The 24,846-nt window shown below is 68.3% G+C and carries 23 protein-coding genes; 14 read left to right on the top strand and 9 right to left on the bottom strand.

Annotation, left to right across the window (positions count from 1 at the left end; all coding sequences use genetic code 11):
* Positions 1-10: 10 nt before the first annotated feature.
* Positions 11-1,909 (bottom strand): glycoside hydrolase family 15 protein, encoded by a 1,899-nt coding sequence (locus tag ACFXHA_RS15130; RefSeq protein ID WP_379358264.1) that lies wholly within the window; start codon positions 1,907-1,909, stop codon positions 11-13.
* A 246-nt stretch (positions 1,910-2,155) separates the two neighbouring features.
* On the opposite strand from ACFXHA_RS15130, the gene ACFXHA_RS15125 reads away from it, so the two are divergent.
* Both ACFXHA_RS15125 and ACFXHA_RS15120 read left to right on the top strand, forming a co-directional pair.
* Positions 2,156-2,386 (top strand): hypothetical protein, encoded by a 231-nt coding sequence (locus ACFXHA_RS15125; RefSeq protein WP_379358262.1) that lies wholly within the window; start codon positions 2,156-2,158, stop codon positions 2,384-2,386.
* Between the two features lie 128 nt (positions 2,387-2,514).
* Complete coding sequence (locus ACFXHA_RS15120; protein WP_379356938.1) at positions 2,515-2,766, top strand: hypothetical protein; 252 nt, start codon at positions 2,515-2,517, stop codon at positions 2,764-2,766.
* Here ACFXHA_RS15120 and ACFXHA_RS15115 read toward each other — a convergent pair.
* Positions 2,763-3,803 (bottom strand): M48 family metallopeptidase, encoded by a 1,041-nt coding sequence (locus tag ACFXHA_RS15115; RefSeq protein WP_379356936.1) that lies wholly within the window; start codon positions 3,801-3,803, stop codon positions 2,763-2,765. The two genes, ACFXHA_RS15120 and ACFXHA_RS15115, sit on opposite strands and share 4 nt — an antisense overlap.
* A gap of 160 nt (positions 3,804-3,963) precedes the next feature.
* Between ACFXHA_RS15115 and ACFXHA_RS15110 the strand changes: the two genes are divergently transcribed.
* The 6 genes from ACFXHA_RS15110 (at position 3,964) to ACFXHA_RS15085 (ending at position 9,745) form a co-directional block, all read left to right on the top strand.
* Positions 3,964-4,053 (top strand): Ms4533A family Cys-rich leader peptide, encoded by a 90-nt coding sequence (locus ACFXHA_RS15110; RefSeq protein ID WP_379356934.1) that lies wholly within the window; start codon positions 3,964-3,966, stop codon positions 4,051-4,053.
* Between the two features lie 186 nt (positions 4,054-4,239).
* Positions 4,240-5,277 carry a sulfate ABC transporter substrate-binding protein gene (locus ACFXHA_RS15105; protein WP_379356932.1) on the top strand — a complete coding sequence of 346 codons (1,038 nt, stop codon included), beginning with the start codon at positions 4,240-4,242 and terminating at the stop codon, positions 5,275-5,277.
* A 35-nt stretch (positions 5,278-5,312) separates the two neighbouring features.
* Positions 5,313-6,212, top strand: coding sequence for a sulfate ABC transporter permease subunit CysT (gene cysT, locus ACFXHA_RS15100; RefSeq protein WP_379356930.1), 900 nt, complete (start codon positions 5,313-5,315; stop codon positions 6,210-6,212).
* Positions 6,213-7,022 carry a sulfate ABC transporter permease subunit CysW gene (gene cysW / locus ACFXHA_RS15095; protein WP_379356928.1) on the top strand — a complete coding sequence of 270 codons (810 nt, stop codon included), beginning with the start codon at positions 6,213-6,215 and terminating at the stop codon, positions 7,020-7,022. It begins immediately after the preceding gene.
* Entirely contained in the window at positions 7,019-8,014 is a 996-nt protein-coding gene (locus tag ACFXHA_RS15090) for a sulfate/molybdate ABC transporter ATP-binding protein (protein WP_379356927.1), read from the top strand. Before cysW ends, ACFXHA_RS15090 begins: the two co-directional genes overlap by 4 nt.
* Positions 8,015-8,182: 168 nt before the next feature.
* Positions 8,183-9,745: a flavin-containing monooxygenase gene (locus ACFXHA_RS15085; protein WP_379356925.1), complete on the top strand. Its 1,563-nt coding sequence runs from the start codon at positions 8,183-8,185 to the stop codon at positions 9,743-9,745.
* On the opposite strand, the gene ACFXHA_RS15080 is transcribed toward ACFXHA_RS15085, so the two are convergent.
* Together ACFXHA_RS15080 and ACFXHA_RS15075 are read right to left on the bottom strand one after the other, a co-directional pair.
* Complete coding sequence (locus ACFXHA_RS15080; protein ID WP_379356923.1) at positions 9,737-12,916, bottom strand: carboxyl transferase domain-containing protein; 3,180 nt, start codon at positions 12,914-12,916, stop codon at positions 9,737-9,739. The genes ACFXHA_RS15085 and ACFXHA_RS15080 overlap by 9 nt on opposite strands.
* An 81-nt stretch (positions 12,917-12,997) precedes the next feature.
* Positions 12,998-14,128: an FAD-dependent oxidoreductase gene (locus ACFXHA_RS15075; protein ID WP_379356921.1), complete on the bottom strand. Its 1,131-nt coding sequence runs from the start codon at positions 14,126-14,128 to the stop codon at positions 12,998-13,000.
* An 85-nt stretch (positions 14,129-14,213) separates the two neighbouring features.
* Here ACFXHA_RS15075 and ACFXHA_RS15070 point away from each other — a divergent pair, with 85 nt between their 5' ends.
* Positions 14,214-14,885, top strand: coding sequence for a TetR/AcrR family transcriptional regulator (locus tag ACFXHA_RS15070; RefSeq protein ID WP_379356919.1), 672 nt, complete (start codon positions 14,214-14,216; stop codon positions 14,883-14,885).
* 73 nt (positions 14,886-14,958) lie between these two features.
* Here ACFXHA_RS15070 and ACFXHA_RS15065 read toward each other — a convergent pair whose 3' ends face one another.
* Positions 14,959-16,332 (bottom strand): uracil-xanthine permease family protein, encoded by a 1,374-nt coding sequence (locus ACFXHA_RS15065; protein WP_379356917.1) that lies wholly within the window; start codon positions 16,330-16,332, stop codon positions 14,959-14,961.
* Positions 16,333-16,461: 129 nt separating this feature from the next.
* On the opposite strand from ACFXHA_RS15065, the gene pucL reads away from it, so the two are divergent.
* The gene (pucL, locus tag ACFXHA_RS15060) at positions 16,462-17,382 is read left to right on the top strand and encodes a factor-independent urate hydroxylase (RefSeq protein WP_379356915.1); all 921 of its coding nucleotides are present in this window, start codon (positions 16,462-16,464) and stop codon (positions 17,380-17,382) included.
* On the opposite strand, the gene ACFXHA_RS15055 is transcribed toward pucL, so the two are convergent.
* Complete coding sequence (locus ACFXHA_RS15055) at positions 17,364-18,968, bottom strand: helix-turn-helix domain-containing protein (protein WP_379356913.1); 1,605 nt, start codon at positions 18,966-18,968, stop codon at positions 17,364-17,366. The two genes, pucL and ACFXHA_RS15055, sit on opposite strands and share 19 nt — an antisense overlap.
* A 92-nt stretch (positions 18,969-19,060) precedes the next feature.
* Here ACFXHA_RS15055 and ACFXHA_RS15050 point away from each other — a divergent pair, with 92 nt between their 5' ends.
* Both ACFXHA_RS15050 and ACFXHA_RS15045 read left to right on the top strand, forming a co-directional pair.
* Positions 19,061-20,149, top strand: a complete 1,089-nt coding sequence (locus ACFXHA_RS15050; protein ID WP_379356911.1) for a CobW family GTP-binding protein — start codon at positions 19,061-19,063, stop codon at positions 20,147-20,149.
* Positions 20,150-20,372: 223 nt separating this feature from the next.
* The gene (locus ACFXHA_RS15045; protein ID WP_379356909.1) at positions 20,373-20,693 is read left to right on the top strand and encodes a hypothetical protein; all 321 of its coding nucleotides are present in this window, start codon (positions 20,373-20,375) and stop codon (positions 20,691-20,693) included.
* Positions 20,694-20,796: 103 nt separating this feature from the next.
* On the opposite strand, the gene ACFXHA_RS15040 is transcribed toward ACFXHA_RS15045, so the two are convergent.
* The 3 genes from ACFXHA_RS15040 to glp are packed head-to-tail and all read right to left on the bottom strand — an operon-like array spanning position 20,797 to position 23,432.
* Positions 20,797-21,216, bottom strand: coding sequence for a molybdenum cofactor biosynthesis protein MoaE (locus ACFXHA_RS15040; RefSeq protein ID WP_379356907.1), 420 nt, complete (start codon positions 21,214-21,216; stop codon positions 20,797-20,799).
* Positions 21,209-22,213, bottom strand: a complete 1,005-nt coding sequence (moaCB, locus tag ACFXHA_RS15035) for a bifunctional molybdenum cofactor biosynthesis protein MoaC/MoaB (protein ID WP_379356905.1) — start codon at positions 22,211-22,213, stop codon at positions 21,209-21,211. Before moaCB ends, ACFXHA_RS15040 begins: the two co-directional genes overlap by 8 nt.
* A 13-nt stretch (positions 22,214-22,226) precedes the next feature.
* Positions 22,227-23,432, bottom strand: a complete 1,206-nt coding sequence (gene glp / locus ACFXHA_RS15030) for a gephyrin-like molybdotransferase Glp (protein ID WP_379356903.1) — start codon at positions 23,430-23,432, stop codon at positions 22,227-22,229.
* Positions 23,433-23,539: 107 nt separating this feature from the next.
* Between glp and moaA the strand changes: the two genes are divergently transcribed.
* Positions 23,540-24,598: a GTP 3',8-cyclase MoaA gene (gene moaA, locus ACFXHA_RS15025; RefSeq protein ID WP_379356901.1), complete on the top strand. Its 1,059-nt coding sequence runs from the start codon at positions 23,540-23,542 to the stop codon at positions 24,596-24,598.
* Positions 24,591-24,833 (top strand): MoaD/ThiS family protein, encoded by a 243-nt coding sequence (locus tag ACFXHA_RS15020; protein WP_379356899.1) that lies wholly within the window; start codon positions 24,591-24,593, stop codon positions 24,831-24,833. Before moaA ends, ACFXHA_RS15020 begins: the two co-directional genes overlap by 8 nt.
* Positions 24,834-24,846 lie beyond the last annotated feature (13 nt).

The following is a 24,846-nucleotide window of genomic DNA, read 5'->3' as shown; positions in this document are numbered from 1 at the left end:
CGTAGGTTTCTCAGCGTCCCGGATGCGCCGGGTTGAAGGTGCTCGCGGTGCGGGAGTCCTCCGCCCGGATCACGTGCATGACGGCATTGATCAACGCCAGGTGGGTGAAGGCCTGCGGGAAGTTGCCCAGGTGCCGCCCATTGCGCGAGTCGATCTCCTCCGCGTACAGCTTGAGCGGGCTGGCGTAGCCGAGCAGCCGCTCGCACAGGTGCCGGGCCCGGGCCAGTTCACCGATCTCCACCAGCGCCGACACCAGCCAGAACGAGCAGATGGTGAACGAGCCCTCCGCGCCGGACAGTCCGTCGTCGGTGGTCTCGGTGCGATAGCGCAGGACGAGACCGTTCTCGGTGAGTTCGTCGGCGATGGCCAGCACGGTGGCCCGCACCCGGTGATCGGTGGGCGGCAGGAAGCGGGTCAGTACCACCAGCAACAGTGAGGCATCCAGGCTGTCGCTGCCGTAGCTCTGGGTGAACACGCCCGCGGCGTTGACGCCGTTGTCGAGGATGTCCGCGCGGATCTCGTCGGCGATATCGTGCCACTTCTTGGCGTAGTCCATTTCCCCGTGCAGCTCGGCCAGTTTCGCGCCGCGGTCGAGCGCCACCCAGCACATGACCTTGGACGAGGTGAAGTGCTGCGGCTCGCCACGCACCTCCCAGATGCCGCGATCGGGGTTGCGCCAGTTCTCGATTGCCGCCTGCACCTGACGTTCCAGCATGGGCCACAACGTCTCCGGCACCTGCTGACGCGATTTCACGTGCAGGTAAACGGAATCCAGGATGGTGCCCCAGATATCGTGCTGGTCCTGGTTGTAGGCGCCATTGCCGATGCGCACCGGCCGCGCGCCGTCGTAGCCGGACAGCTGGGGAACCTCGGTCTCGGTGATCTCACGTTCGCCGCCGATCCCGTAGAGCACCTGCAGCGGAGTGGGTTTCCCATTGTCGTCGGTGGTCACGTCGTGCAGGAAGGCGAAGAAGTCGTCGGCCTCGCGATCCAGCCCGAGCGTGTACAGACCCCACAGGGCGAACGAGGAATCCCGCACCCACGTGTAGCGGTAGTCCCAGTTACGTTCGCCGCCAGGGGTTTCCGGCAGCGAGGTGGTCGCGGCGGCCAGCAGCGCGCCGGTCGGCGCGTAGGTGAGGCCCTTGAGGGTCAGCGCACTGCGTTGCAGGAATCCGCGCCACGGATGATCGGGGAAGCGGCCCTGCGTGATCCACTGTCGCCAGTATTCGGTGGTCTGCCACATCTTCTCGGCCGCTTCGGCGAAGGTGTGCGGCGGCTCCAGATCCGACCAGGACAGGGCGACGAAGACCTCGTCGCCCTCCTTCATGCGGGTGCGGGCCCGTGCCTCCCGGCCCTCGATGCCCAGCCGCAGATCGGTGGTGAGCGTCAAGGGCGGGCAGCCCTCGATCTGGGAGCTGGCGGTGGCTTGTTCGTACACGGTGCCGCTGTACTCCCAGCTGGCCGGGCCGTTGTGATAGTCGAAGGCGGGCTCGCAGCTCATCTCCAGCTCGACGATGCCGTTCACGCATTTCACGGTGCGCAACAGCATGTGCTCGGCATCCCAGTCCATGGGCGTGCGCTTGTGGGTGCGGCTGCGCGACCGATTGTTGTGCCAGGGGCCCAGCACCAGCGCGTCGCGCACGATGAGCCAGCCGGTCTCGGTCTGCCAGGTGGTTTCCACGATCAGCCCGCCCGGCAGATAGCGCCGTGCGGCGGGCACATTGCGGCCGTAGGGCCCGAGGCGGAAATGCCCGGCGCTGCGGTCCAGCATGGCCCCGAAGATGCTGGGGGAGTCCGGCCGCGGCACGCACATCCACTCCACCGAGCCGTTGCGGGCGATGAGGCAGTTGGTCTCGCAGTCCGACAGGAAGGCGTAGTCGTCGATGGGGGGAAACACGGAGTGATGCATACCACCCGTAGCCGAGGGCAGATAGTTGTCCGACAGGGCCGGATCGTTGCGGTCGATGCCCTCGCGGGGGGCGTCTACCGAGGCAGGATCGTCGAAATCCGGGACGGGATCGATGCCGATCTCACTGCCGAGCGGGCGGTCCGAGGACTCGGGTTCGTCGTACGACTCCATAACAGACATGATCGGCCCGTTTGCCCCGAATCGTCCACCATTGCGTTGCGGGCCTAGGCTGGGGTCGTGCATGCGATGGCAAGTTGGTGGGACAGCGTCGAACTGTGGGTAGCCGGTCTGCCCTTCGTTCCCCAGTTCGCGGTGGTGCTGGCCGCCATGGTGCCGGTCTGCCTGGCCATTGCCTACCTGCTGGACCGAACGCTGCGGGTGGCGCTGCGTGTGCTCGGCCGCGATCGGATCGCCGCCCGCGAGGCCGCGGTCCCCGCCACCGCGCAGCCGCGTCGCATTCGGAAGGAAGCCGCCTGAGATGCCGCGTTCTCGTGTCCAGCTTGCCCTGATCGCACTTCTTGTTCTTGTGGTAGTCGCCTGGTTGTTCACTCGCTGAGCGAGTTTCGGTACCGCCGGGGCGAATTCTCGGCGTACTGTGCTGACCCATGTCGACAACCGATGAAGGTCTGGAACTCGTGCTGTCCGAAGAGGACTTCGACGACGAGCCCCGTCTGATCGCCACCCACTACACCGGGCCCGAAGAGGCTCTCGAAATGGTGAAGGCCGCCCAAACGCTGGGTCTGGGCGTTCGCCTGAGCAACCGCATCCGCCCGGACGAGGAAGATGCCGAGAGTGCCACCGAGGAGTGGCTGCTCGACATCTTCGAAACCCCGCCGGTCGTCGACGCGGAGGATTAGTCCGACCCTCGGATTCGCTTCCCCAGCTTCGAAAGCGTCTCTCCGACTTCCTGACCCACCGTGCTCACCGTCTCGCCCACATCCCGGCCGAGGTTGCGCACGGTGCGGATCAGGGGGTCCTCGGACTGTTCGAAGTTTTCCCGGTACGCCCGCGCAGCGTGTTTGATCTCCTCGCTGATGCGGGCGTCCTTGTCCTGATCACGGCGCGGGTACTGGCCGTCGAGGATCCGGTCGTAGTCGCCGCTGGCGATCCAGCGCCGCAGCTCCGCCGCCCGCAGCACCGAGAACGGGTGCGATTGCAGTTCCAGGTTCAGCAGTTTGAGCACGCCGTCGCGCAGGTCGCCCGCGCGGTCGTAGTCGTCGGCCTGCGCCAGGAAGGCCGCGTGGCTCATCTCGTCGACCCGTGACCCGCCCGCCAGCTTCATATGCACCCGCACCGACGCCTCGACGTCCTGGCCGACCAGCAGCCCGGCCCGGTCGCCGGACAGCTCGGATTTGCGGCTCCACTCCATCAGCGCGGCCACGATGGCGCGCAATGCCCAGCCGCCCACCGGCATCCAGCCGATGCTGCCCGCCAGCCGCATCAGGTGCATGAGCATGGTCCGGTAGACCGCGTGGCCTGAGAGGGCATGCCCGAGTTCGTGGCCGACCACGAAGCGCAGCTCCTCGGCATCCAGCAGATCCAGCAGCCCGGTGGTCAGCACGATGAAGGGCCGGTCCATGCCGATGGTGAACGAATTCGCCGACGGGTGCTGCAGCACGAACATCTCCGGCGTGCGGGACGCGTCCAGGATCCTGACGGCGTCCTCGCGCAGCTGATGAATGTTCTTGAACTGCCGCTCGTCGACCCGGACCGCGGTCGCCAGGTACATGAGCCGATGCTGCCGCTCCTGCAACAGCCCCGACAGCGTGCGCAGCAAGGTGTCGAATCCGCTGAGCTGACGCAGTCCGACCAGGGCGGTGCGGTCGGCGGGATGTTCCCAGGCGCGGGTCGAGATGCCGGGAAACTCCCGGCGGAGGCGAGCGGGTGTGGTCATGGATTCCCCCGTGTGGTTGGGCGCGGCGAGTCCGCACGCACCAGTCTGCCGAATTCTCGCCGGGGGTGCGCCCGAGATTTCGGCCAGGGTTGCGCTCGAGGCGATTTCAACCCCCGTCCGGGATTGGCCGCCTGACGTGGAGCTCTGCTAAAGTCGCGGCGTGTCTTCGAGTGTTCTGCCCCAGGTCCGCCATGAATTGGCGTTGATCGCGGTGGGCTGCCTCGCGGTTGCCGACATTCACTGTCGCTGATCAACCGATCGGGCACTGCTGCACGTCTGAGTAGACTTGGCGCGCATTCTTTTCGCAGTTCGTGTTCCGTCCCCGGCGGCCTTCGGGCCGAGCGCCACCGTCACGACTGTGTTCCTGACGGGTCTACGGCAACGTCATCTCCGCCGGCCAGGTCCCCCCGGCGGATCGCTCGAAAGGTCCACGCCGATGTCCCGCAATATTCGTCTCTCCCGCCGATCTACCTTCGCCGTCGCTCTCACCGCGGTCGCGGCCACCGTGCTCACCGCGTGCAGCGGCGGCGCGAGCGACTCCAAGGACAGCGGCCAGCAGGCCGGAGGCGGCGGCAATATCAACCTGTACGCCTACTCGGTGGCGAAGGCCGCCTACGACAAGGTGACTCCGGTCTTCAACAAGACCGACGCCGGCAAGGGCACTCAGTTCCAGGCCTCCTACGGTCCCTCCGGCGATCAGTCCCGCAAGGTCAAGGACGGGGCCGACGCCGATGTGGTGAGCTTCTCCGTCGAGCCCGACATCACCCGCCTGGTGGACTCCGGTCAGATCGACCCGAGCTGGAACGCCGACGCCAACAAGGGCGTCCCGTTCGGTTCGGTGGTGGCCATCGCGGTGCGCAAGGGCAACCCGAAGGGCATCCACACCTGGGACGACCTGCTCAAGCCGGGCATCGAGGTCGTCACCCCCAACCCGTTCAGCTCGGGCTCGGCCAAGTGGAACCTGCTGGCCCCCTACGCCGCCAAGAGCGAGGGCGGCAAGAACCCGCAGGCCGGTCTGGACTACCTGGGTCAGCTGCTGGGACACGTGCACGTGCAGCCGAAGTCGGGTCGTGAGGCCACCGACGCCTTCCTGCAGGGCACCGGCGATGTGCTGATCAGCTACGAGAACGAGGCCATCTTCTCCGAGAGCAAGGGTGACCCGATCGAGCACTTCGTGCCCGACACCACCTTCCGCATCGACAACCCGGTCGCGGTGCTCAAGAACGCCAAGAACCTGAAGCAGGCCACCGCCTTCCGCGATTTCCTCTACACCAAGGACGCCCAGCAGGCGTTCGCCGAAGCGGGCTTCCGTCCGGTCGATCCGCAGGTGCGCGCCGACCACGCCAAGGACTTCCCGACCCCGGCCAAGCTGTACACCATCGACGACCTGGGTGGCTGGAAGGCCGTGGACAAGGACCTGTTCACGCCGAACACCGGTTCGGTGGCCCAGTTGTACGACAAGGCGACCAAGTAACCGGGTGACCTGCGACACAAGCGATACTCGACACCGTGAGTGACAGCAGTTCGAGCGCCGGAGCCGACCTCGGTTCCGGCGTTTCGGTAGACGACAAGCCGCGCCCGACGCGCCCGAATCGGGTCCGTTCCTGGCTGCGGGTGAGCGGATCCGTGGGTCCGCTCGGCATCGGCACCTCCGTGCTGTGGCTCAGCATCATCGTGCTGCTGCCGCTGGCCGCATTGACCGTCAAGTCCTTCGAGAACGGCTGGTCCGGGTTCTGGGACGCGGTCACCGCGCCCGGTGCGCTGGATGCCCTGAAGGTGACCGTCTTCGTGTCGGTCATCGTGACGTTGATCAATGTGGTGATGGGCACGCTCATCGCGTGGGTGCTGGTCCGCGACGAGTTCCCGGGCAAGGCGATCGTGAACGGTCTCATCGACCTGCCGTTCGCGCTGCCCACCATCGTGGCCAGCATCGTGCTGCTGGCGCTGTATGGGCCGCAGTCGCCGTTCGACATTCATCTCAATGCCACCCAGCCGGGTCTGGTGGTGGCGCTGGCGTTCGTGACGCTGCCGTTCGTGGTGCGTTCGGTGCAGCCGGTGCTCATCGAGGCGGACCGGGATGTGGAGCAGGCGGCCGCGTCGCTGGGCGCGGACAACTGGACCACCTTCCGGACCATCGTGCTGCCGACGCTGGCTCCCGCGATCGTGAGCGGTTCGGGGCTGGCCTTCGCTCGCGCTATCGGCGAGTACGGCTCGGTGGTGCTGATCGGTGGTGGCATCCCGAAGAAGACGCAGATGGCCTCGCAGTACATCCAGCAGCAGATCGAGGTGGACAGGCCGGTGAACGCGGCCGCCGTCTCGGTGGCGCTGCTGGCGATCTCGCTGGTCACGCTGTTCGTCCTGCGGGTGACCTCGGATCGGCTGGCGCGCAAGGAAAGGGAGGCGGCGTAGATGAGACTCGGCTTCTGGACCAAGATCTCGCTGCGCACGGTCGCACTGGCGTATCTGTTCGTGCTGCTGGTGGTGCCGCTGGGCATCATCCTGTGGCGGACCTTCGGGGACGGGCTCGGCGCGTTCTACGACTCGATCTCCACCCCGGCGGCGATCTCGGCGTTCAATCTGACCCTCACGATCGTCGCCATCACGGTGCCGGTGAACGTGATCTTCGGTGTGATCATCGCGCTCGCGCTGGTGCGCGGGAAGTTCCCGGGCCGCAATCTGCTGCAGGCCATCGTCGACCTGCCGATGGCGACTTCGCCGGTGGTGGTGGGTGTTTCGCTGATCCTGCTGTGGGGTGCCAACGGCTGGTTCGGCGGGCTGGACCAGCACGGGTTGAAGATCATCTTCAATCTGCCGGGCATGGTCATCGCCACCATCTTCGTGACGCTGCCGTTCGTGGTGCGCGAGGTGGAGCCGGTGCTGCACGAGATCGGCGACGATCAGGAGCAGGCCGCGGCCACCCTGGGCGCGTCGGGCTGGCAGACGTTCTGGCGCATCACGCTGCCCGCGATCCGGTGGGGTCTGACCTACGGCATCGTGCTGACCGTGGCCCGTGCGCTGGGCGAATTCGGCGCGGTGATCATGGTGTCCACCGGTCTGCCCGGTAAATCGCAGACGCTCACCCTGCTGGTGAACGGGCGATACGTGAACGACCACAACACCTTCGGCGCGTACTGCGCGGCGACCCTGCTGATGGGCATCGCCCTCGTTGTCCTTCTGCTCATGACCCTCCTAGAACGCAAGCGGGGCACTGCCAAATGATCACCGTGACCAATGCGAACAAGCGCTACGGCACCTTCGCCGCGTTGAACGACGTGAGCATCGACATCCCCTCCGGTGAGCTGACCGCACTGCTCGGCCCGTCCGGTTCCGGTAAGTCGACGCTGCTGCGGTCGATCGCCGGGCTCGAGAATCTGGACAACGGTGTCGTCACCATCGCGGGCAAGGACGTCACCAATGTGTCCCCGCAGAAACGCGACATCGGTTTCGTGTTCCAGCATTACGCGGCGTTCAAGCACATGACCGTGCGCGACAATGTCGCCTTCGGGCTCAAGATCCGCAAGCGGCCCAAGGCCGAGATCAAGAAGAAGGTCGACGACCTCCTCGAGATCGTCGGCCTGGACGGCTTCCAGCACCGCTATCCGGCGCAACTCTCGGGCGGCCAGCGCCAGCGCATGGCCCTGGCCCGCGCGCTCGCGGTGGACCCGCAGGTGCTGCTGCTCGACGAGCCGTTCGGCGCGCTGGACGCGAAAGTCCGTGCGGACCTGCGCACCTGGCTGCGCCGCCTGCACGAGGAAGTCCACGTCACCACCGTCCTGGTCACCCACGACCAGGAGGAGGCCCTGGATGTGGCCGACCGGATCGCGGTCATGAACAAGGGCCGCATCGAACAGGTCGGCAGCCCCGAGGACGTGTACGACCGTCCCGCCAACGAATTCGTCATGTCCTTCCTGGGCGCCGTGGCCAAGCTCAACGGACACCTGGTGCGGCCGCACGATATTCGCGTCGGCCGCGATCCCAGCATGGCGCTCGCCGCCCACGAGGGCACCGCGCAGTCCGCGGGCGTCACCCGGGCGACCGTCGAGCGGGTCGTGCACCTGGGCTTCGAGGTGCGCGTCGAGCTGCGCAACGCGGCCACCGGTGACCTGTTCACCGCCCAGGTCACCCGCGGCGACGCCGAGGCGTTGCACCTGGCCGAGGGCGAGACGGTCTTCGCCCGCGCGACCCGTATCCCGGAGCTCCCGATCTCGTAAATTCGTCCCGTTCAGGCGATTTCGGCGAAAGATTACGACACGCCGATCCGCGCCATCAGTTGGCGAGTCGCCTCGACGCGTGCCCACCGGGCTCCGCGCTGCCGTAGCGTGTGCCCGGGCTGTGATCATGGGTCCAGCGGGCGTGCAGGTCCAGAGGGGACAGCGGACGTGGCGAGTGCGGGCGGTAAACGTGTCGGGATCATCGGCGCGGGCATTGCGGGGCTGGTGACCGCGAAGGTGATGCGGGACGACGGGTTCGAGGTCGTCGTCTTCGACAAGGAGGACGCGGCGGGCGGCGTCTGGATCGAGGCGCGCACGTATCCGGGGTTGCGCACCAACAACTCCCGGGACACCTACGCCTACTCCGAGCATCCGTATCCGGCATCGGCCGATGTGTTCCCGACCGCGCCCCAGGTGCGCGACTATCTCGCGTCCTACGTGGAGCGGTTCGGGCTGACGCCGCTGCTGCGGCTGTCCACCGAGGTGATCCGGGTGTCGGAGGCCGACGACGGGTTCGAGCTGAAGGTGTGCGGGCCCGACGGGGTGGAGGATCTGCGCTTCGATTTCGTGGTGGTGTGCGCGGGCGTGTTCTCCACCCCGCAGCTCCCGGTCATCGAGGGCGGCAACGAGTTCGGTGGTCTGCTGCTGCACTCCAGCCGGGCCACCGACCCGGCGCTGGTGGCGGGCAAACGGGTGCTGGTCGTCGGGGCGGGAAAGTCGGCGCTGGACTGTGCCGCCTGGGCGGGGGAGCATGCGCGCGAGACCACACTGGTGTTCCGCAAGGCGCATCCGATGCTGCCACGGTTCCTGCCCGGTGGCACGCCGTCGGATCGAATCGTGTTGAACCGCTTCGCCGAAGCGTTCTTCCGCTACCACCGGCAGAACCGGATCGAACGGTTCCTGCACGGGCCCGGTAAGGGGCTGACCGAGCGGTACTGGCGGGGAGTGTCGGCGTTCACCCGGCTGGCGCTGCGCTGTCCGAAGGCCATGATTCCCGACGCGCCCCTGCCGGCCGGGATCGAGAATCTCGGCATCAGCGACGAGTTCTTCCGCATGGCGCGTCGCGGGCGGATCACCATGCGCCGCGACACCATTGCCGCGTTCCCCGGCGGCACCGCGGTCGAACTCGCCGGGGGAGACCGGCTGGACGCCGATATCGTCGTCTTCGCCACCGGTTGGCGGCAGGAACTGGAATTCCTTGCCCCCGAACTGGAGAAGGTCGTCCGCGAGGAGGGCCGCTTCCGGCTCTACCGCCACATCCTGCCGCCCACGCTGCCGCGCCTGGGTTTCGTCGGTTACGGCTCCTCCGACGCCTGCCAGTTGACCGCGGAGGTCTCCGCGCACTGGCTGTCCCAGCATTTCCTGGGCGAGCTGGCGACCCCCGAGGTCGACGACATGCACAGCGAGATATCGCGGGTGGACCGCTGGCTGGCCGAGGTCATGCCCGCCCGCCCGGAGGGCTACTACCTCGGCCCCTACCTCACCCACCACATCGACGAGTTGATGCGCGATATGGGCCTGCCGGTCCGCCGCACCGACAACTTCATCTCCGAATACTTCGACACCCTGCTGCCCGGCCGCTACGCCGACCTCACCGAGGAACGATTGCGGGTCCGCGCCAAGGGTGCACGCCGCCGCCGCTACGTGAGCGCCCGCCAATCCCTGGGTGGGGTAGCGGCGCTCACCATGGCCTATGCCATGTACCGGAAGTATCGAGGCCGGTCAGCGTAAGGTCCGCAGCCAGCGGCGGGTATCGGCGGGGTCGATGACGTCGTCGAGTTCGAGAACCGTTGCGGCAGTGAGGGCCTTGCCCGCGTCGTAGGCGGCCTTGACCAGGGCGTCGAAGGCTGCCTGCCGTTGTACCGGGTCTTCGAGAGCGGCGAGTTCTTTCGCGAAGCCCAGCCGGACCGCGCCTTCCAGGCCCATGCCGCCGATTTCGCCGGTGGGCCAGGCGATCACGAAGCGGGGTGCGCGGAAGGAGCCCGCCGCCATGGCCTGTGCCCCGAGACCGTAGCCCTTGCGGAGGATGACGGTGCCGAAGGGGACGTCGAGGGCGGCCGCGTCGATGAACAGTCGGCTGAACTTGGTGACGGTGGCGTGTTCCTCGGCTTCCGGGCCGACCATGAAACCCGGTGTGTCGCACAGGGAGACGATGGGGAGGCCGTGTGCGCCGCAGAGTTGCAGGAAGGCGCTGAGCTTGTCGGCGGCCGGGGCGTCGATCGCGCCGCCGAGGTGGTGACAGTCATTGGCGATCAGCCCGAACGGGCGGCCTTCGACGCGGACGAGTGCGGTCACGATGCCGACACCCCAGTCCCGACGCAGCTCCTGGACGGAGCCGACATCCACCAACGATTCGATGGCGGCGCGGATGTCGAAGGCGTGCAGCCGATTCTCCGGCACCACATGTCGGGCCAGTCGCGGATCGGGGGCCTCCCAATCCTCCAGGGCCCCTTGGAAATACGACAGGTAGCGGCGGGCAACCGCCACCGCTTCGGCCTCGTCGGCGGCCACCACGTGGATCACGCCGTTGCGACGCTGCACGCTCACCGGCCCGATGTCCTCCGGCGCGTACACGCCCAGCCCGCCGCCCTCGATCATGGCCGGTCCGCCCATGCCGATATTGGCGTCCGGGGTGGCGATCACGACATCGCACATGCCCAGCAGGGCCGCGTTTCCGGCGAAGCAGCGGCCCGAGACGATGCCGATCAACGGCACCGTGCCGGACAGCGCCCCCATGGCGCGGAAGGTGGTGACGTCGAGTCCGGAGATGCCGCCGTGGTCGGTGTCGCCTGGCCGTCCGCCGCCGCCCTCGGTGAAGAACACCACCGGAAGTCGTTGCTCGCGAGCCAGTTCCAGCATGCGGTCGGTCTTGACGTGATTGCGCATGCCCTGGGTGCCGGCGAGCACGGTGTAGTCGTAGGACATGATCAGCGCCCGCGACCGGTCGGGGCCGAAACGGTCGGCACCGATGGTCGCGACCCCGGCGATCAGGCCGTCGGCGGGTGTGTTCGCGATCAGGTCCTCGAGGCTGCGGCGGCTGCGCTGCGCGGCGACCGCCAAAGCGCCGTACTCGACGAAGCTGTCCGGATCGACCAGGTCGGTGATGTTCTCCCGCGCGGTGCGGCGTCCGAGCCGATGCCGCTTGGCGACGGCCGTCGGGCGCTCGGCGTCCAGGGTCGTCCGATGCCGGGCGAGCACCTCGGCGAGGTCGGCGCGCACCGAATCCAGGTCCACCACGGTCGATTCCATCGCCGGGCCGTCGTGATCGGCCGCCACCCAGGTCGTCAGTACGGCGTGCGGATCGACCACATCGCCGGGTTCGACCGCATGCCGCAGCACGCGGAGGGGTTCGGTGGCGCGCAGCACGTGCTGCATCTTCATCGCTTCCAGGACCGCGACCTCCGCACCGGTGGCGAGGACGGTGCCGGGCTCGGCCAGCGAGACGACGGTGGCCCCCATCGGGGAACGCAGGGCCTGTTCGTCACCGATGAGCTCGAACGCCGTGGCGCTCGACTGCTCGTGCGGGAGCGACGCAGCGGGATCCTCGTAACTCTCTGCCCGCGTGCGCAATTCGTCGAGATTGTCTTCGAACCAGTCCGTGGTCACCGTCCCGCCCGCGCTCAGTTCGGCCAGCACCGCGCGCAGCAGCGGCAGATTGGTGTCCACCCCGCCGATCACAGTCTCGGCCAGTGCGTCCGAACAGCGTTGCAGCACAGCCGGATACGACGAGGCGTGCGCGATGATCTTCGCCAGCAGCGAGTCGAACCGCACGCCCTGCCGCATGCCCACCTGCGCGGCCGTATCGACCCGGACCCCGAAACCGGTGGGCGCGTCGAACCGCGTGATCACCCCGGCGCTCGGCAGAATCGCCCCGTCCGCCGCCAGCAGTTCGGCGTTCACCCGTGCCTGCACCGCCCAGCCGCGCGGCTCGTGTTTGGGCAGATCCAGTTCGCTCAGGGTCTTGCCGCGTGCCAGGTCCAGTTGCAGCGCAACCAGATCCACCCCCATCACCGCCTCGGTGACGGTGTGCTCCACCTGCAGTCGCGGATTCACTTCCAGGAACCACACATTCGGGCCCTCGACCAGGAATTCCACGGTGATCACGCCGCGGCACCCGACCGCCTCCGCGATCAGCACCGCCTCCCGCTGCACCCGATCACGCACTCCCACCGGCAGTTCCGGTGCGGGCGCGACCTCGACGAGCTTCTGCCGCCGCCGCTGCACGCTGCAGTCGCGATCGCCCAGCGCCACCGCCGCGACCCCGTCGGCCACCACCTGCACCTCGATGTGCCGTGCCCGGGTGACCAGCGCTTCGGCGTACACCCGGTCGTCGCCGAATCCGGCCAGCGCCTCGGCCCGGCACCGCTCGACGGCCTCGGCCACCAGTGTCGCGTCCACGACCGGCCGCATCCCGCGCCCGCCGCCGCCCGCCGCGGCCTTCACCATCACCCCGCCGGGATGATCGGCCAGGAACGCCGCCACCTCATCGGCCGAAACCCCCGATTTGGTGGCCGGCAGCAGTGTCGCCCCCGCCTGTGCGGCCGCCTCCCGCGCCGCGACCTTGTCTCCGAAGACCCGCAGCACTTCCGGCGACGGCCCGATGTACACCAGCCCCGCCGCGGCGCATGCGGCCGCGAACTCCGCACTCTCACTGAGGAACCCGTACCCCGGATGCACCAGCGCCCCGGTCCCGCAGGCTGCCGCGGCCCGGACCACCGACTCGATGTCGAGATATCCGGCCACCCCGCTGCCCGCCATCACGATCGGCGTATCGGCCAGCCGTACCGCCAAGCTCCCGGAGTCCTCGGCGGTATGCAACACCACCGTCTCGTACCCGAGCTCCCGCGCCGTCCGCACCACCCGGACCGCGACCTCACCACGATTCGCCACCACAACTCGCACGCCGCCAGGCTATGGCAAGAATCACGAACCGGTCAGAAGTTGGTGAGGTAGCAGTCGTAGTTCCGCTGCAACCCGTGCCGCTCAGGCTGCCGCCACTCCCGAGAACAGTTCGATCAGGCCGGACGGGGCGTGCTCCCCGAGGCAGAGGTCGAACACCTCGTCGGCGTCGGCGTTGGCGGCCGCGCTGCGCGGGAACAGTTTCGCCTCGTAGGCGCGTAGCGCCGCTTCGGTGTCGTCGGGGTGTGCGGCGATGGCTCGGCCCAGTTCCGCGGCATCGAGCATGGCCAGGTTCGCGCCGTCGCCGGAGGGCGGCATCAGGTGCGCGGCGTCGCCGAGCAGCGTCACCCCGGGGACCCGGTCCCAGCGGTGTCCGCGCGGGAGGGTGTGGATCATGCGGGCGACCGGTGGGGTGTCGGAGTCGGTGATCAGGGCGGTGAGTTCCGGTGCCCAGCCCTCGAATTCGGCTGCGATGGTGGCGGTGGCGGTGGCCGGATCGGTGAAGTCGATGCCCGCGATCCATTCGGCGGAGCGCCGCAACTGGACGTAGGTGTGCAGGGTGGCGCCCGCCTCGCGGTGGGTGGTGATGCCCTGGCCCGGGGTGAGCGCGTACATCGCGCCGGCGCCGACCAGCGCGGCCGTGGCGGGATGCCGCGCGTCGGCGTCTCGGAGATATGTCTCGACGAAGGTCGCGCCCACGTACTCGGGGCGGGCGTCCGACAGCAGCGGCCGGATCTTCGACCAGGCCCCGTCGGCCCCGACGAGCAGGCCGGTGGTCACCGTCGACCCGTCGGTGAAGGTCAGTTCGTGGCGGCCGTCGGCGAGGGAGCGCACGTCGGCGACTTTGTGTCCCCAGCGCACGGTCCCCGCGGGCAGGGAATCGAGCAGGATGCGGCGCAGATCACCGCGCAATACCTCCGGCCGGGTGTCCGTGCCGTCGTCGGGCTCGTCGAGCAGCACGGTGCCCTGCGGGTCGAGGATGCGGGCGGCCGCGCCACCCGCGTGGATGATCGCCCGGAATTCGGCGGTGAGACCCGCTGCCGCCAGGGCGAATTGGCCGTCGTGTTCGTGAATGTCGAGTTGGCCGCCCTGTACCCGGGACTCGGGCGAGGAGTCGGCCTCGTAGACGGTGGCCGGGATGCCGTGCACGTGCAGGACCCGCGCGAGGGTGAGGCCACCCAGGCCCGCTCCGACGATGGTGATGGGGGTTGTCATGGTCGTTCTCCCTTCGAAGGCTGATTGGAACGGCGTTCCATAATCGAGTTTGGAACATCGTTCCAAACCTGTCAAGATGGGGTGCATGACGACCGGTACCCGGCGGACCGCACGGCGCGGCGACGCCTTGTCCAAGCGGTTGATCGTCGAAGCGGCAATCGAGATCCTCGACACCGGCGGCGAGCAGGCCCTGACCTTCCGCGCCCTCGCGGCTCGGCTGGCGACCGGCAGCGGGGCGATCTACCACCACGTCGCCGACAAGGACGACCTGCTCGCGGCGGCCACCGACGAGGTGATCGCCCGAGTCATGACCGAGGTCGCCGCCGGCGAATCGCCCCGCGCCACCGTTCGTGCGATCGCGCTCGGCATCTTCGACGCCATCGACGCCCACCCGTGGATCGGCGCTCAGCTCTCGCGAAAACCCTGGCAGCCCGCCGTGATCGAGATCCTCGAGGGCATGGGCGGCCAACTCGATGCGCTCGGCGTTCCCGAACCGGCCCAATTCGATTGCGCCTCAGCCCTGGTGAACTACATCCTCGGCCTCGCAGGCCAATACGCGGCAGGTGCCCGTCTGGTGACCCCAGACCTCGACCGCTCGGCATTCCTCGCGACCATCGCCACCCGATGGACCACCCTGGACCCCGAAAAGTATCCGTTCGTGCGACGCATGGCAGCGGTTCTCCCCACCCACGACGACCGCGATCAATTCCTCGCGGGCATCGACCTCATCCTCAACGGGATGCAAACCCTTCGATAGCGCCGATCAACAAACCGAAGCCGTGGATTCGGACGGAATCCACGGCTTCGATCTCCCCGATGAGGAGAGGGGCTCAGGCGGCGGGTACCGCGTCGGTGATGTCGGGTTCCGGGGTCGCCGCAGTGGGTTTGCCTGCACCACGGGCGATTTCGCCGAGTCGCGTGTGGTTGAACAGCAGGTTCAGGGTGAAAGCCGTTGCGGCGGCGAGGCTGATGCCGCTGTTGAGCAGGATCTGCGCGGAGGACGGGAACTTGTCGAACATGCCCTTGGTGAGGACCGGAACCAGGCCGATGCCGATCGAGACGGCGATCAGGGTGAGGTTCACGCGGTCGGTCAGGTCGGCCTTGCGCAGCGTATCTACGCCGATCACCGTGATGGTCGCGAACAACACCAGGCCGACACCGCCGATCACGGGCTGCGGGACCGCGGCGACCAGCGCACCGAAGCGCGGCACCAGGCCCAGGACCACCAGGATCGCGCCGCTCACCGCCGTCACGTAGCGGCTGTACACACGGGTGTTGGCGACCGCGCCGACATTCTGGTTGAAGATGGTGTCCACGAATGAGTTCAGGACCCCGGCCAGTACCGCGGACAGTCCGTCGCCGGCCAGGCCGCGCGCCAGATCGGCTCGGGTCAAGGGCTTTCCGGTGATCTCGCCGATGGCGAGCATACTGGCGGTGGATTCGGCGAAGACGACCAGCATCACGATGGTCATGGCCACCACGGCGGTCACCGGGAAATGCGGTGCGCCGAATTGGAAGGGGTGGGGTGTGCCGAACCAGGCGGCCTTCGATACTCCGTCGAGCTTGATCAGGCCCATCGGGACGGCGATGAGGATGCCGACCACGAGCGCGATCAGCACGCCCAGTTGCGACCACACACCCCGCCCGAGCACCGTGCACACCAGGGCGACCACCAATACCGCTGCCGCGAGTGCGATGTGGGAGGGCGCGGCGAAGGTCGACGCCTTCGGGTCGGGGCCGACGATCAGCCCGCCCGCCACCCCGATCAGCGAGATGCCGACCACGGTCAGCACGGTCCCGCTCACCAGCGGCGGGAAGAACCGCACGATCGAGGCGAACGGCCACGCCAGCGCGATGCCGATCACGCCGCCCAGCAGCATGGACCCGTACATCGCCTGCAGCCCGTAATCCTTGGTGATCAGGATCATCGGGCTCATGGCCACGAAGGTCGCACCGGTGACGATCGGCAGCCGCGCACCGGCGAACTTCCCCAGCCCGAGGCTCTGCACCATGGTGATGATGCCCGCGACCAGCAGGTCGGCGCTGATCAGCAGGGCGACGGTGGCCTTGTCGAGTCCCGCGGCCGCACCGAAAACCAAAGGCACGGTGACGCATCCGGTGTACATGATCAGCACGTGCTGGATGCCGAAGGCCAGCAGTCGCTGCCACGGTGGCCGGGTGTCGACGGGATGAGGCGAGGTCATTCTCGTACCCTAGGCAAGCGCCGCTCCTCGGGCGTTTGTCCAGTTTGCCCAAACGTCGGGCATTTCACCCTCGGCGTTTTGTCTCCGGAACCAGCCTGCGTGCCGTGCCCGATGCGCCACAGTGATGCCATGACTGAATCCACCGGCCGGATCGTGCTCGGCCCGCACCGGTACGGGAAGGCCGAGAACCGGGTGGTGCGCATCTACCGCGACACCGCCCGGCACGAGATCCGGGACCTGAACGTCTCCTCGTGTCTGCGTGGCGCGTTCGACGACGCGCACACGGTCGGCGATCAGGGCGCGGTGCTGCCGACGGATTCGCAGAAGCAGACCATCTTCACCTACGCCAAGAGTCACGGCGACGGCGGTATCGAAGATTACGGGCTGGCGCTGGCCCGGCACTTCGTCGACGATATCGAGCCGGTGGAGTCGGCGCGCATAGAGATCGAAGAGTATGCGTGGCAACGGGTTCCGGTCGGCGGCCGCGACCATGACCACACCTGGACGCGGGTCGGGCCGGAGGTGCGGATCGCGGCCGTGACCGTCGAGGGCGTCGGTGCCGAGCGCCGGGAGTGGGTGATCGGCGGGGTCAAGGATCTGGTGATTCTCAAATCCACCGGTTCGGAGTTCGCCGGATTCCTCACCGACGAGTTCACCGTGCTCGAACCGGCCTACGACCGGATCCTGGCCACCAGCCTGATCGCGCACTGGCGCTTCGCCACTCCGCCCGCGGACTGGGATGCCGCCTACGACGGGATCCGTGCCGCACTGGTCGAGACGTTCGCGACCCTGCACTCGAAAGCGTTGCAGCAGACGTTGTTCGAGATGGGACGGGCCGCGCTGGAGGCGTACCCGTGTCTGGCGGAGATCCGCTTCTCGGCACCGAACAAGCACCACTTCGCCTATGACACGGAGCGATTCGGCGTCCCGAACAAGGGCGAGGTCTTCCACGCCGATGATCGCCCGTACGGACTGATCCAGGCGAGCGTGCTGCGGGAAGGGGCCCCCGACGCCGGAATCGCCTGGGACGGCTACACCGGCGCGGTCTGACCCGCCAGCGTCCGCACCGCGAGATACAGGTCCAGCCGGTCGTCGATGCGCCCGAGATCGCGTCCAGTGAGCTCCTCGATCCGCCCGATCCGGTAGCGAACGGTATTGAGGTGCAGATGCATTCGATCGGCCGCCTGCCGCCACGAACCCTCGCAGCCGAGGAAGACCGCCAGCGTGTCCAGCAGCCCGGCACCGTGCCGGCGGTCGTAATCGAGCACCGGACCCAGTACCCGCTCGGCGAACCGGCGTTGCAGCCCGCCGGGCACCGCGGTCAGCAGGCCGACCGCCGAATCGATATCGGCCACTCGCAGACTGACCGGTGCCGTGTCGTCCCGCGCCGCGGTGGACGCCGCCGCGGCGGCTCCGATCGCACTCGCCAGGGTCTCCTCCGGCTGCCGAGCACCGATCCCGATGGCCAGTCGAATCTCCCGCAGCGCCGGAGCGATTCGCCCGAAACGCCGACCCACCACGGCGGCGATCTGATCCTGCGTCCCGGTCGTCACCCCGACCAGCCTCCCCTCGTGGTCGATGGAGGTCGTGATCCCCGGCAGCGCGTCGTGCAGCGCCGACCGCACGGCCATCAGCCCGGCGGCCGAATCCGACCAGACCGAAACCCGCTGTGCGGCACCGGAGTCGGGCCCAGCAGTCGGCGCGCCCTCACGTTCGATCGCGCCCGCCACCCCGCCGCGCTGGATTCCGGCCGACAGCGCGCCGGAGGAACGGGTTGCGCCCTCGGCGGCATGAACTTCACAGACCAGCGCGACCTCGGATACGTCCGCCCGCTCGGTGAACGGCACCGGGAAGCGGTCGGCCAGTTCCCAATCCAGATGCTGCCGGTCGGCGCGACGCTGCCGATACAGTTCCGCCACGGCGGCCAGGTCCGCGCCGAACGGGTCGAGTTCGGGGGCGGACGGGCGGATCGCCAGGTACCAGGCGGTGATTCGATCGCCCGCGCCGACCTGCAGCACCCGGACCGCACCCGTGGTGACCGCGGGCAGGCGGGGCGCGGTCAGGGCGGTGGCGACAATGCGGTCGATATCGTCGTCCCCCAATTCCGCGGTGCCGGTGACGATCGTTCCCGTCGAGGTCAGCAGCCATGCCGAGACATGCTGTTCCGCCGCGAATTCCGCGACCAGGGTCTCGATAGAGGCGCCCGCCGCGACCGCGGCGAGCAGTTTGCGCTGCCGGTCGGCGCGCGATTGCACTCGCCGCCAGCGCACCTCGGCCGCCTGCTCGGCCAGATATTCGATGATCCGGCTGAACGGGACGCTCTGCGGGGCGGACAGCAGCGGCAGGCCGTGCCGCTCGCAGGCGGCGACCACGTCCTCGGGCACATGCCCGTGCAGCGCCTGCCCGGCCACCACCCCGGCGACCCCGGCCCCGGCGAGCAGGCCCACGTAGCGGTCGGAGTCGGCGGCTTCGTGCCGCCACACCAGGCCGGTGCAGACCAGCGCGCCCGCGGTCACGAACGGCCGCGGATCCGGCATATCGGTGGCACAGACCCGGGCGACCGGACGTTCCAATATCGCCTCGTCCCCGTACAGCAACCGCATACGCAGTTGCGGTGCATCGAGAATGTCGCGCACGCGCACGGCGCACCTCCCGTGGTCGGTCCGAATAGGCAGTCACGCTAGGCCGCGGTTATTTCCGAATGGTTTCTGATGAGTAAGGTGGCCACGTGAGCCGGCGCATCCCTGTCCTGATCGTGGCCGGATTCCTCGGTGCCGGAAAGACGACGCTGCTCAACCGGCTGCTGCGGACCCGGCACACGCGGATCGGCGTGGTGGTCAACGACTTCGGCGCGGTCAATATCGATGCCATGCTGGTGGCCGGACAGGTCGATGCCATGGTGTCGCTGGGCAACGGGTGCGTGTGTTGCGCGGTCGATGTGAGCGAACTGGACGAGCTGTTCGACCGGTTGGCGCATCCCCGGCAGAAGATCGATGTCATCGTGGTGGAGGCCAGCGGGCTTGCCGAGCCGCGCAATCTCATTCGCATGGTGGTCAACAGCGACAATCCGCGCATCCGCTACGGCGGGCTGGTCGAGCTCGTCGACGCCGAGCATTTCGCCGAAAGCAGTGCTCAGCACCCGGAACTCGTGACTCATCTGCGGATGGCGGATCTGGTGGTGCTCAACAAGGCCGACCGGGTCGAACCGGCCGCGCTGGAGCGACTGCGCGCGGAGATCACCGAACTGGTCGGCCAGGTGCCGGTGTATCCGACCAGTCACGGACGCATCGATCCGGGACTGCTGTTCGACGTGCCCACCCGCGACCCGCAGCAGCCGCGCGTCGGTGAACAGCTCAGCTTCGACGAACTACTGCACGACGAGCACGAGCCGCACGAGCACGGTGCGCACTGCCACGACGGGGCCTGCGATCACCGGCACCTGCACGACGCCTACGACAGCGTCTCCTTCACTTCCGAGACGGAGCTCAATCCGCGTGAACTGATTGCGCTGCTGGAGGATCCGCCGTCAGGACTGTTCCGCGCCAAGGGCGTGCTGGGTTTCGCCGTGCCCGAGGACCGGCGAAAGTTCGTGCTGCACATGGTCGGCCGCCACATCACCCTCGAACCCACCGCCTGGGCCCGCCACGAACCCCGGGTCAGCAGCCTGGTCCTGATCGGTTCCGGCCTCGACGAGCGCGACCTCCTCGCCCGCCTCGACGCCACCGTCCACCGCGCCGACGACCCCCTCGACGACCACGCCCTGCTCCCCGTCTGGCGCTACGTCCCGGCCGACGACGCGCTTGTCGGCGAGGGCTGATTCGGCCTCGAATTCGGCGCGTAGCTCGGCGACCTCGGCGGCCAGCTCATCGCGCATCTGCTCGCGCTCGACCAATGCCGCCCGCATGGTCTCGACGCTGTCGTTCATCGCGGCCAGCCGTTGGTCAGCCCCCTTCAACTGCCACTCCACCACATCGCGCCGCCCCACCTCGGCACTCGCGTACTTCACCCACCCGACCACATAGTCGACCCACTCCTGCGGCTTGGGCACATCCTTGGGATTGTCGAACCCCTTGCGCTGCGCCGCCTTGGTCGACAACACCAGCTCCGACCGCTTCCCCCGCCCCGGCGAATTCATCTCCGCCATCGACAGTTTCCCCATACTGGTCACCACCGCCGTGAACCGATACTTCCCCGCCAAATGCATCCGCAACTCGGCGGTCCCCCGCCCATCCGAATCCATCGCCCCCAACCACGGCCCCTCCGCAGCCTCGATGATCGCCGCCAGAATCTCCAACTGCCCTACCCCGCGCCGCAACCGCGCAGCCGCCGTCCGCAGCGCCCCGGGCGTAGCCGTCATCTGATCCCAATGCATCCCCCGAACATACTTCCGGCAACTCCCCGATCAACGACCGCCATGCAAGCGCGTCGCATCAACCGGTCACGGGACGCGGCGTTCGGGGAGGGTCAGCCGCAGGCGTTGACCCATTCGGAGAGGCCGTCGGCGAAGAGTTGGCGCTTCCAGATGGGGACTTCGTGTTTGATGCGGTCGACCAGGAGGGCGCAGGTGGTGAAGGCTTCGCCGCGGTGGGGGGCCGCTACGGCGACGACGATGGCGAGGTCGCCGATGGTGAGGGAGCCGATGCGGTGGACGGCGGCTACCGGGAGGCCGGAGGATTGGGCGACCTCTTCGCACACCTTGCGCAGGAACTGTTCGGCTTGCGGGTGGGCCGAGTATTCCAGGGCCGAAACCGATTGGCCGCCATCGTGATCGCGGACCTTGCCGGTGAAGACCACGATGCCGCCGTGTTCGGGGCCGCTGACGGCCTTCTCCACCTCGGTCGGGTCGAGCGGCTGATCGCTGATCCGGGCCAGCAGCTCACTCATGGTTGCCTCCTCCGGCCACCTGGGCCAGCAGATGTTCGAGAATCGGGGTGAGTACGGCGATGCCGTCCTTCACCCCGCCCGGCGAACCGGGCAGATTGATGAGCACGGTGCGCCCGGACAGGCCGGCCACACCCCGGCTCAGCGCCGCGAGCGGGAACTTGGCGGTGCCCGCCTGGCGGATGGCGTCGGCGACACCGGGCAGTTCGCGGTCGATCACGGCGCGGGTCGCCTCGGGGGTGGCGTCGGTGGGGGAGGCTCCGGTACCGCCGGTGGTGATGATCAGGTCGGGCTCGGCGGCCAGGGTCTCCGAGAGCGCGTAGGCGATATCGGAGTCGGCGAAGACCAGCGGCCCGCGCACCGAGAAGCCCTGCTCGGCAAGCCATTTCGCGAGGGCTGGGCCGGTGGTGTCGGTGCGGGTGCCGGCGGCGGCACCGGTGGACGCGACCACGACCGCAGCCGACCGGCCCGCGCCTGCGAGGGAAGTCGTTGCGGCAGTCGCGGTCTCGTGCTTGTGCTGCTGCTCGGTCTCCGGCCGTACCCAATGTCCGTGCTTGCCACCCTCTTTGGTGACCAGCCGCACCCCGTTCAGGGTCGCCGCCGGATCCACCGCCTTCACCATGTCGTGCAGCGTCAGCCCGGCGACGGCAACGGCGGTCAGCGCCTCCATCTCGACTCCGGTGGGCCCCTTGGTCTTCGCGGTCGCCTCGATGGTGATGGTGGTGTCGGTGAATCCGAACGACACGTTCACCGACGACAACGCCAGCTGATGGCACAGCGGAATCAGCTCGGAGGTCTTCTTCGCGCCGTTGATCCCGGCGATGCGCGCGGTGCTGAGCACATCCGCCTTGGGCATATCGTCGGCCCGGACCAGCGCGATCACCTCGGCGGTGGTGTGCAGTGCGCCCTCGGCGACCGCGATGCGCGCGGTGTCGGCCTTCGCGCTCACATCGACCATGCGGGCGCGGCCCTCGCCGTCCAGATGCGACAACTCACTCATGAAAACCACCTTGTCACAGCGGCCGGACCTCGACGATCGTGCCCGCGGGCAACTCGGTCGCGGCGGCCGGAATATCGACCAGCACCTCGGCGTGGGCCATGGCCGCGATCAGATGCGAGCCTTGACCCGACACCAGCGTCACCCCGCCCTCGGCCAGCTTGCCGCGCAGGAACTGCCGCTTCCCGGCGGGGGAGCGGACCGATTCCAGCAGCGGCAGTTCGGAGATCGGGAGCGCGGGCAGTCCGGCCAGTTCGCGCAGCAGCGGCCGGGCGAAGACCTCGAAGGACACCATGGTGCTGACCGGATTGCCGGGGAAGCTCAGCACCGGCACCCCGTCCACGATGGTCAGTCCTTGCGGGCCGCCGGGTTGCATTGCCACCGGACCGAATTCGCCGCCCTGCGTGCCGAGCACTTCCTTCACGACCTCGAAGTCGCCCATGGAGACGCCGCCGGAGGTGAACACCACATCGGCCGCCGCGACGGCCTCGGCCAGCCGCTGCCGGAATTCCGCGTGCTCATCGGTCGAATGCGCGACCGACACCACCTCGACTCCGTTGTCGGCCAGCGCCGCGGCCAGCGCGATGCCATTGGAATTGAAGATCTGACCGGGCAGCAGCAGCGCGCCCGCGGGCCGCAGCTCGTCGCCGGTGGTGAGGACCGCGGCCCGCACCCGGCGCAACACCGACAGCTCGGCCAGGCCGACCGCGGCCAGCGCCGCGATGTGCCGGGGCCGCAACAGTGTGCCCGCGGCCGCCAACAGTTGTCCGGCGCGCACATCGGTGCCGGGTTCGCGCACGAAGTCGCCGGTGGCGCGACTGGTGCGAACCGTCACGGTGACGCCGTCGGATTCGGTGTGCTCGACCGGGACCACGCAGTCCGCGCCGGGCGGCACCGGTGCGCCGGTCATCACCTTCAGCGCGGTGCCGGGAGCCAGCGTCACCGATTCGGTGTTGCCGGCCGCGACCACGCCCAGTAGCGGCAGGGTGGCGGGCACGATGGCGACCGACTCGGCCTGCACCGCATACCCGTCCATCGCCGAATTCCGGAAGACCGGCAGGTCGAGGGGCGAATACACGTCGACGGCCAGCCGTCGGCCCAGCGCCGAGGTCATGGGGACGGTTTCGGCGACCCGGTCGGCGAGCGGCCGCAGCGCATCCTCGATGCGCCGACGGTGGTCGTCGACGGGCCGGGCCGGGATCAGCGCGTGCCGGGAACTCATGTCCGTGAGCCTATACGCGGGTGATTCCTCCGATTGGTGACCGGCCGATCGGCCGGTCCGGCTCGTGCGAATCTACGAACGCTTGTGCAACGGGCAATAATGGTCGAATGACCGTGGTCGCGATGGGCATGCCCGCTGTGCGTACCGGGCAGCCCGCGATGGACGGACGCCCGGAGACGCCGTTCCTGCTGGACCGCTTCGGCCGGGTCGCGCGGGATCTGCGGGTGTCCATCACCGAGAAATGCTCGCTGCGCTGCACGTACTGCATGCCCGAAGAGGGACTGCCCGCGATTCCGGCGGACGAGCTGCTCAGCACCGACGAGATCATCCGGCTGGTGGTGCTCGCGGTGCGTGAACTCGGCGTCCACGAGGTGCGATTCACCGGCGGCGAACCGCTCATGCGCCGCGATCTGGAACAGATCATCGCCGGTTGCCATGCCGCGCTGCCGGATACGCCACTGGCCATGACCACCAACGGCGTCGGGCTCGAGCATCGGGCGCGGGCGCTGGCCGAGGCCGGGCTCGGCCGCATCAATGTCTCGCTCGACACCGTGGATCGGGACGGCTTCTACAAGCTCACCCGGCGTAATCGCCTGGATTCGGTGCTGGCCGGGATTCGTGCCGCCGCGGCGGCCGGGCTCACGCCGATCAAGGTCAATGCGGTGCTCATGCGTGAAACCCTTGCGGGTGCAACGGATTTACTGCAGTGGTGTCTGGATCACGGTGCCGAACTGCGGTTCATCGAGGAGATGCCGCTGGACGCCGACCACGAGTGGGCGCGCGCCAATATGATCACGGCCGCCGAACTCCTGGAAGTGCTCGGCGAGCGCTTCACCCTCACCGAGGACGGCCGCGAGGATCCGTCCGCGCCCGCCGAACGCTGGAAGGTCGACGGCGGTCCGGCCACGGTCGGCATCATCGCCTCGGTGACCCGCAAGTTCTGCGGCGACTGCGACCGCACCCGCCTGACCGCCGACGGCCGGATCCGCTCCTGCCTGTTCAGCGATCAGGAGTACGACATTCGCGCCGCCCTGCGGTCCGGCGCGACCGACGCCGATATCGCGCAGCTGTGGCGCGGTGCCATGTGGAATAAATCGGCCGGCCACGGCATCGATATGGCCGGTTTCGTCCCGCCCGAACGAACGATGGGAGCCATCGGTGGTTGAGGTTCGCTATTTCGCCGCGATCGCCGATGCGGTCGGCAAGGAACGCGAGACCCTGGACCTGCCGTCCGGTGCCACCGTCGCCGACCTGCGCACCACTCTCACCGCCACGTACGGCCCGAAACTCGAACCGATGCTGAAGGTCTGCGCCTACCTCATCGGTGACGAACTGACCCGCGACACCGGCGCGACGCTGACCCCGCGCGTAGATGTGCTTCCACCCTTCGCGGGCGGTTAACCGCGAACATCGC

This window comes from Nocardia sp. NPDC059240 (genome assembly GCF_042753865.1).
Classification (GTDB): Bacteria; Actinomycetota; Actinomycetes; order Mycobacteriales; family Mycobacteriaceae; genus Nocardia.
The sequence above is the reverse complement of the archived record's forward strand: the minus strand, read 5'-3'. Positions and strand labels throughout refer to the sequence as shown.

What these genes read in the sequence shown, in the direction of transcription:
- ACFXHA_RS15130 (WP_379358264.1), bottom strand. Translation starts at nt 1,909, where the DNA reads ATGCATCACTCCGTGTTTCCCCCCATCGACGACTACGCCTTCCTGTCG.
- ACFXHA_RS15125 (WP_379358262.1), top strand. Translation starts at nt 2,156, where the DNA reads ATGGCAAGTTGGTGGGACAGCGTCGAACTGTGGGTAGCCGGTCTGCCC.
- ACFXHA_RS15120 (WP_379356938.1), top strand. Translation starts at nt 2,515, where the DNA reads ATGTCGACAACCGATGAAGGTCTGGAACTCGTGCTGTCCGAAGAGGAC.
- ACFXHA_RS15115 (WP_379356936.1), bottom strand. Translation starts at nt 3,803, where the DNA reads ATGACCACACCCGCTCGCCTCCGCCGGGAGTTTCCCGGCATCTCGACC.
- ACFXHA_RS15105 (WP_379356932.1), top strand. Translation starts at nt 4,240, where the DNA reads ATGTCCCGCAATATTCGTCTCTCCCGCCGATCTACCTTCGCCGTCGCT.
- cysW (WP_379356928.1), top strand. Translation starts at nt 6,213, where the DNA reads ATGAGACTCGGCTTCTGGACCAAGATCTCGCTGCGCACGGTCGCACTG.
- ACFXHA_RS15090 (WP_379356927.1), top strand. Translation starts at nt 7,019, where the DNA reads ATGATCACCGTGACCAATGCGAACAAGCGCTACGGCACCTTCGCCGCG.
- ACFXHA_RS15075 (WP_379356921.1), bottom strand. Translation starts at nt 14,128, where the DNA reads ATGACAACCCCCATCACCATCGTCGGAGCGGGCCTGGGTGGCCTCACC.
- ACFXHA_RS15070 (WP_379356919.1), top strand. Translation starts at nt 14,214, where the DNA reads ATGACGACCGGTACCCGGCGGACCGCACGGCGCGGCGACGCCTTGTCC.
- ACFXHA_RS15065 (WP_379356917.1), bottom strand. Translation starts at nt 16,332, where the DNA reads ATGACCTCGCCTCATCCCGTCGACACCCGGCCACCGTGGCAGCGACTG.
- pucL (WP_379356915.1), top strand. Translation starts at nt 16,462, where the DNA reads ATGACTGAATCCACCGGCCGGATCGTGCTCGGCCCGCACCGGTACGGG.
- ACFXHA_RS15040 (WP_379356907.1), bottom strand. Translation starts at nt 21,216, where the DNA reads ATGAGTGAGCTGCTGGCCCGGATCAGCGATCAGCCGCTCGACCCGACC.
- moaCB (WP_379356905.1), bottom strand. Translation starts at nt 22,213, where the DNA reads ATGAGTGAGTTGTCGCATCTGGACGGCGAGGGCCGCGCCCGCATGGTC.
- glp (WP_379356903.1), bottom strand. Translation starts at nt 23,432, where the DNA reads ATGAGTTCCCGGCACGCGCTGATCCCGGCCCGGCCCGTCGACGACCAC.
- moaA (WP_379356901.1), top strand. Translation starts at nt 23,540, where the DNA reads ATGACCGTGGTCGCGATGGGCATGCCCGCTGTGCGTACCGGGCAGCCC.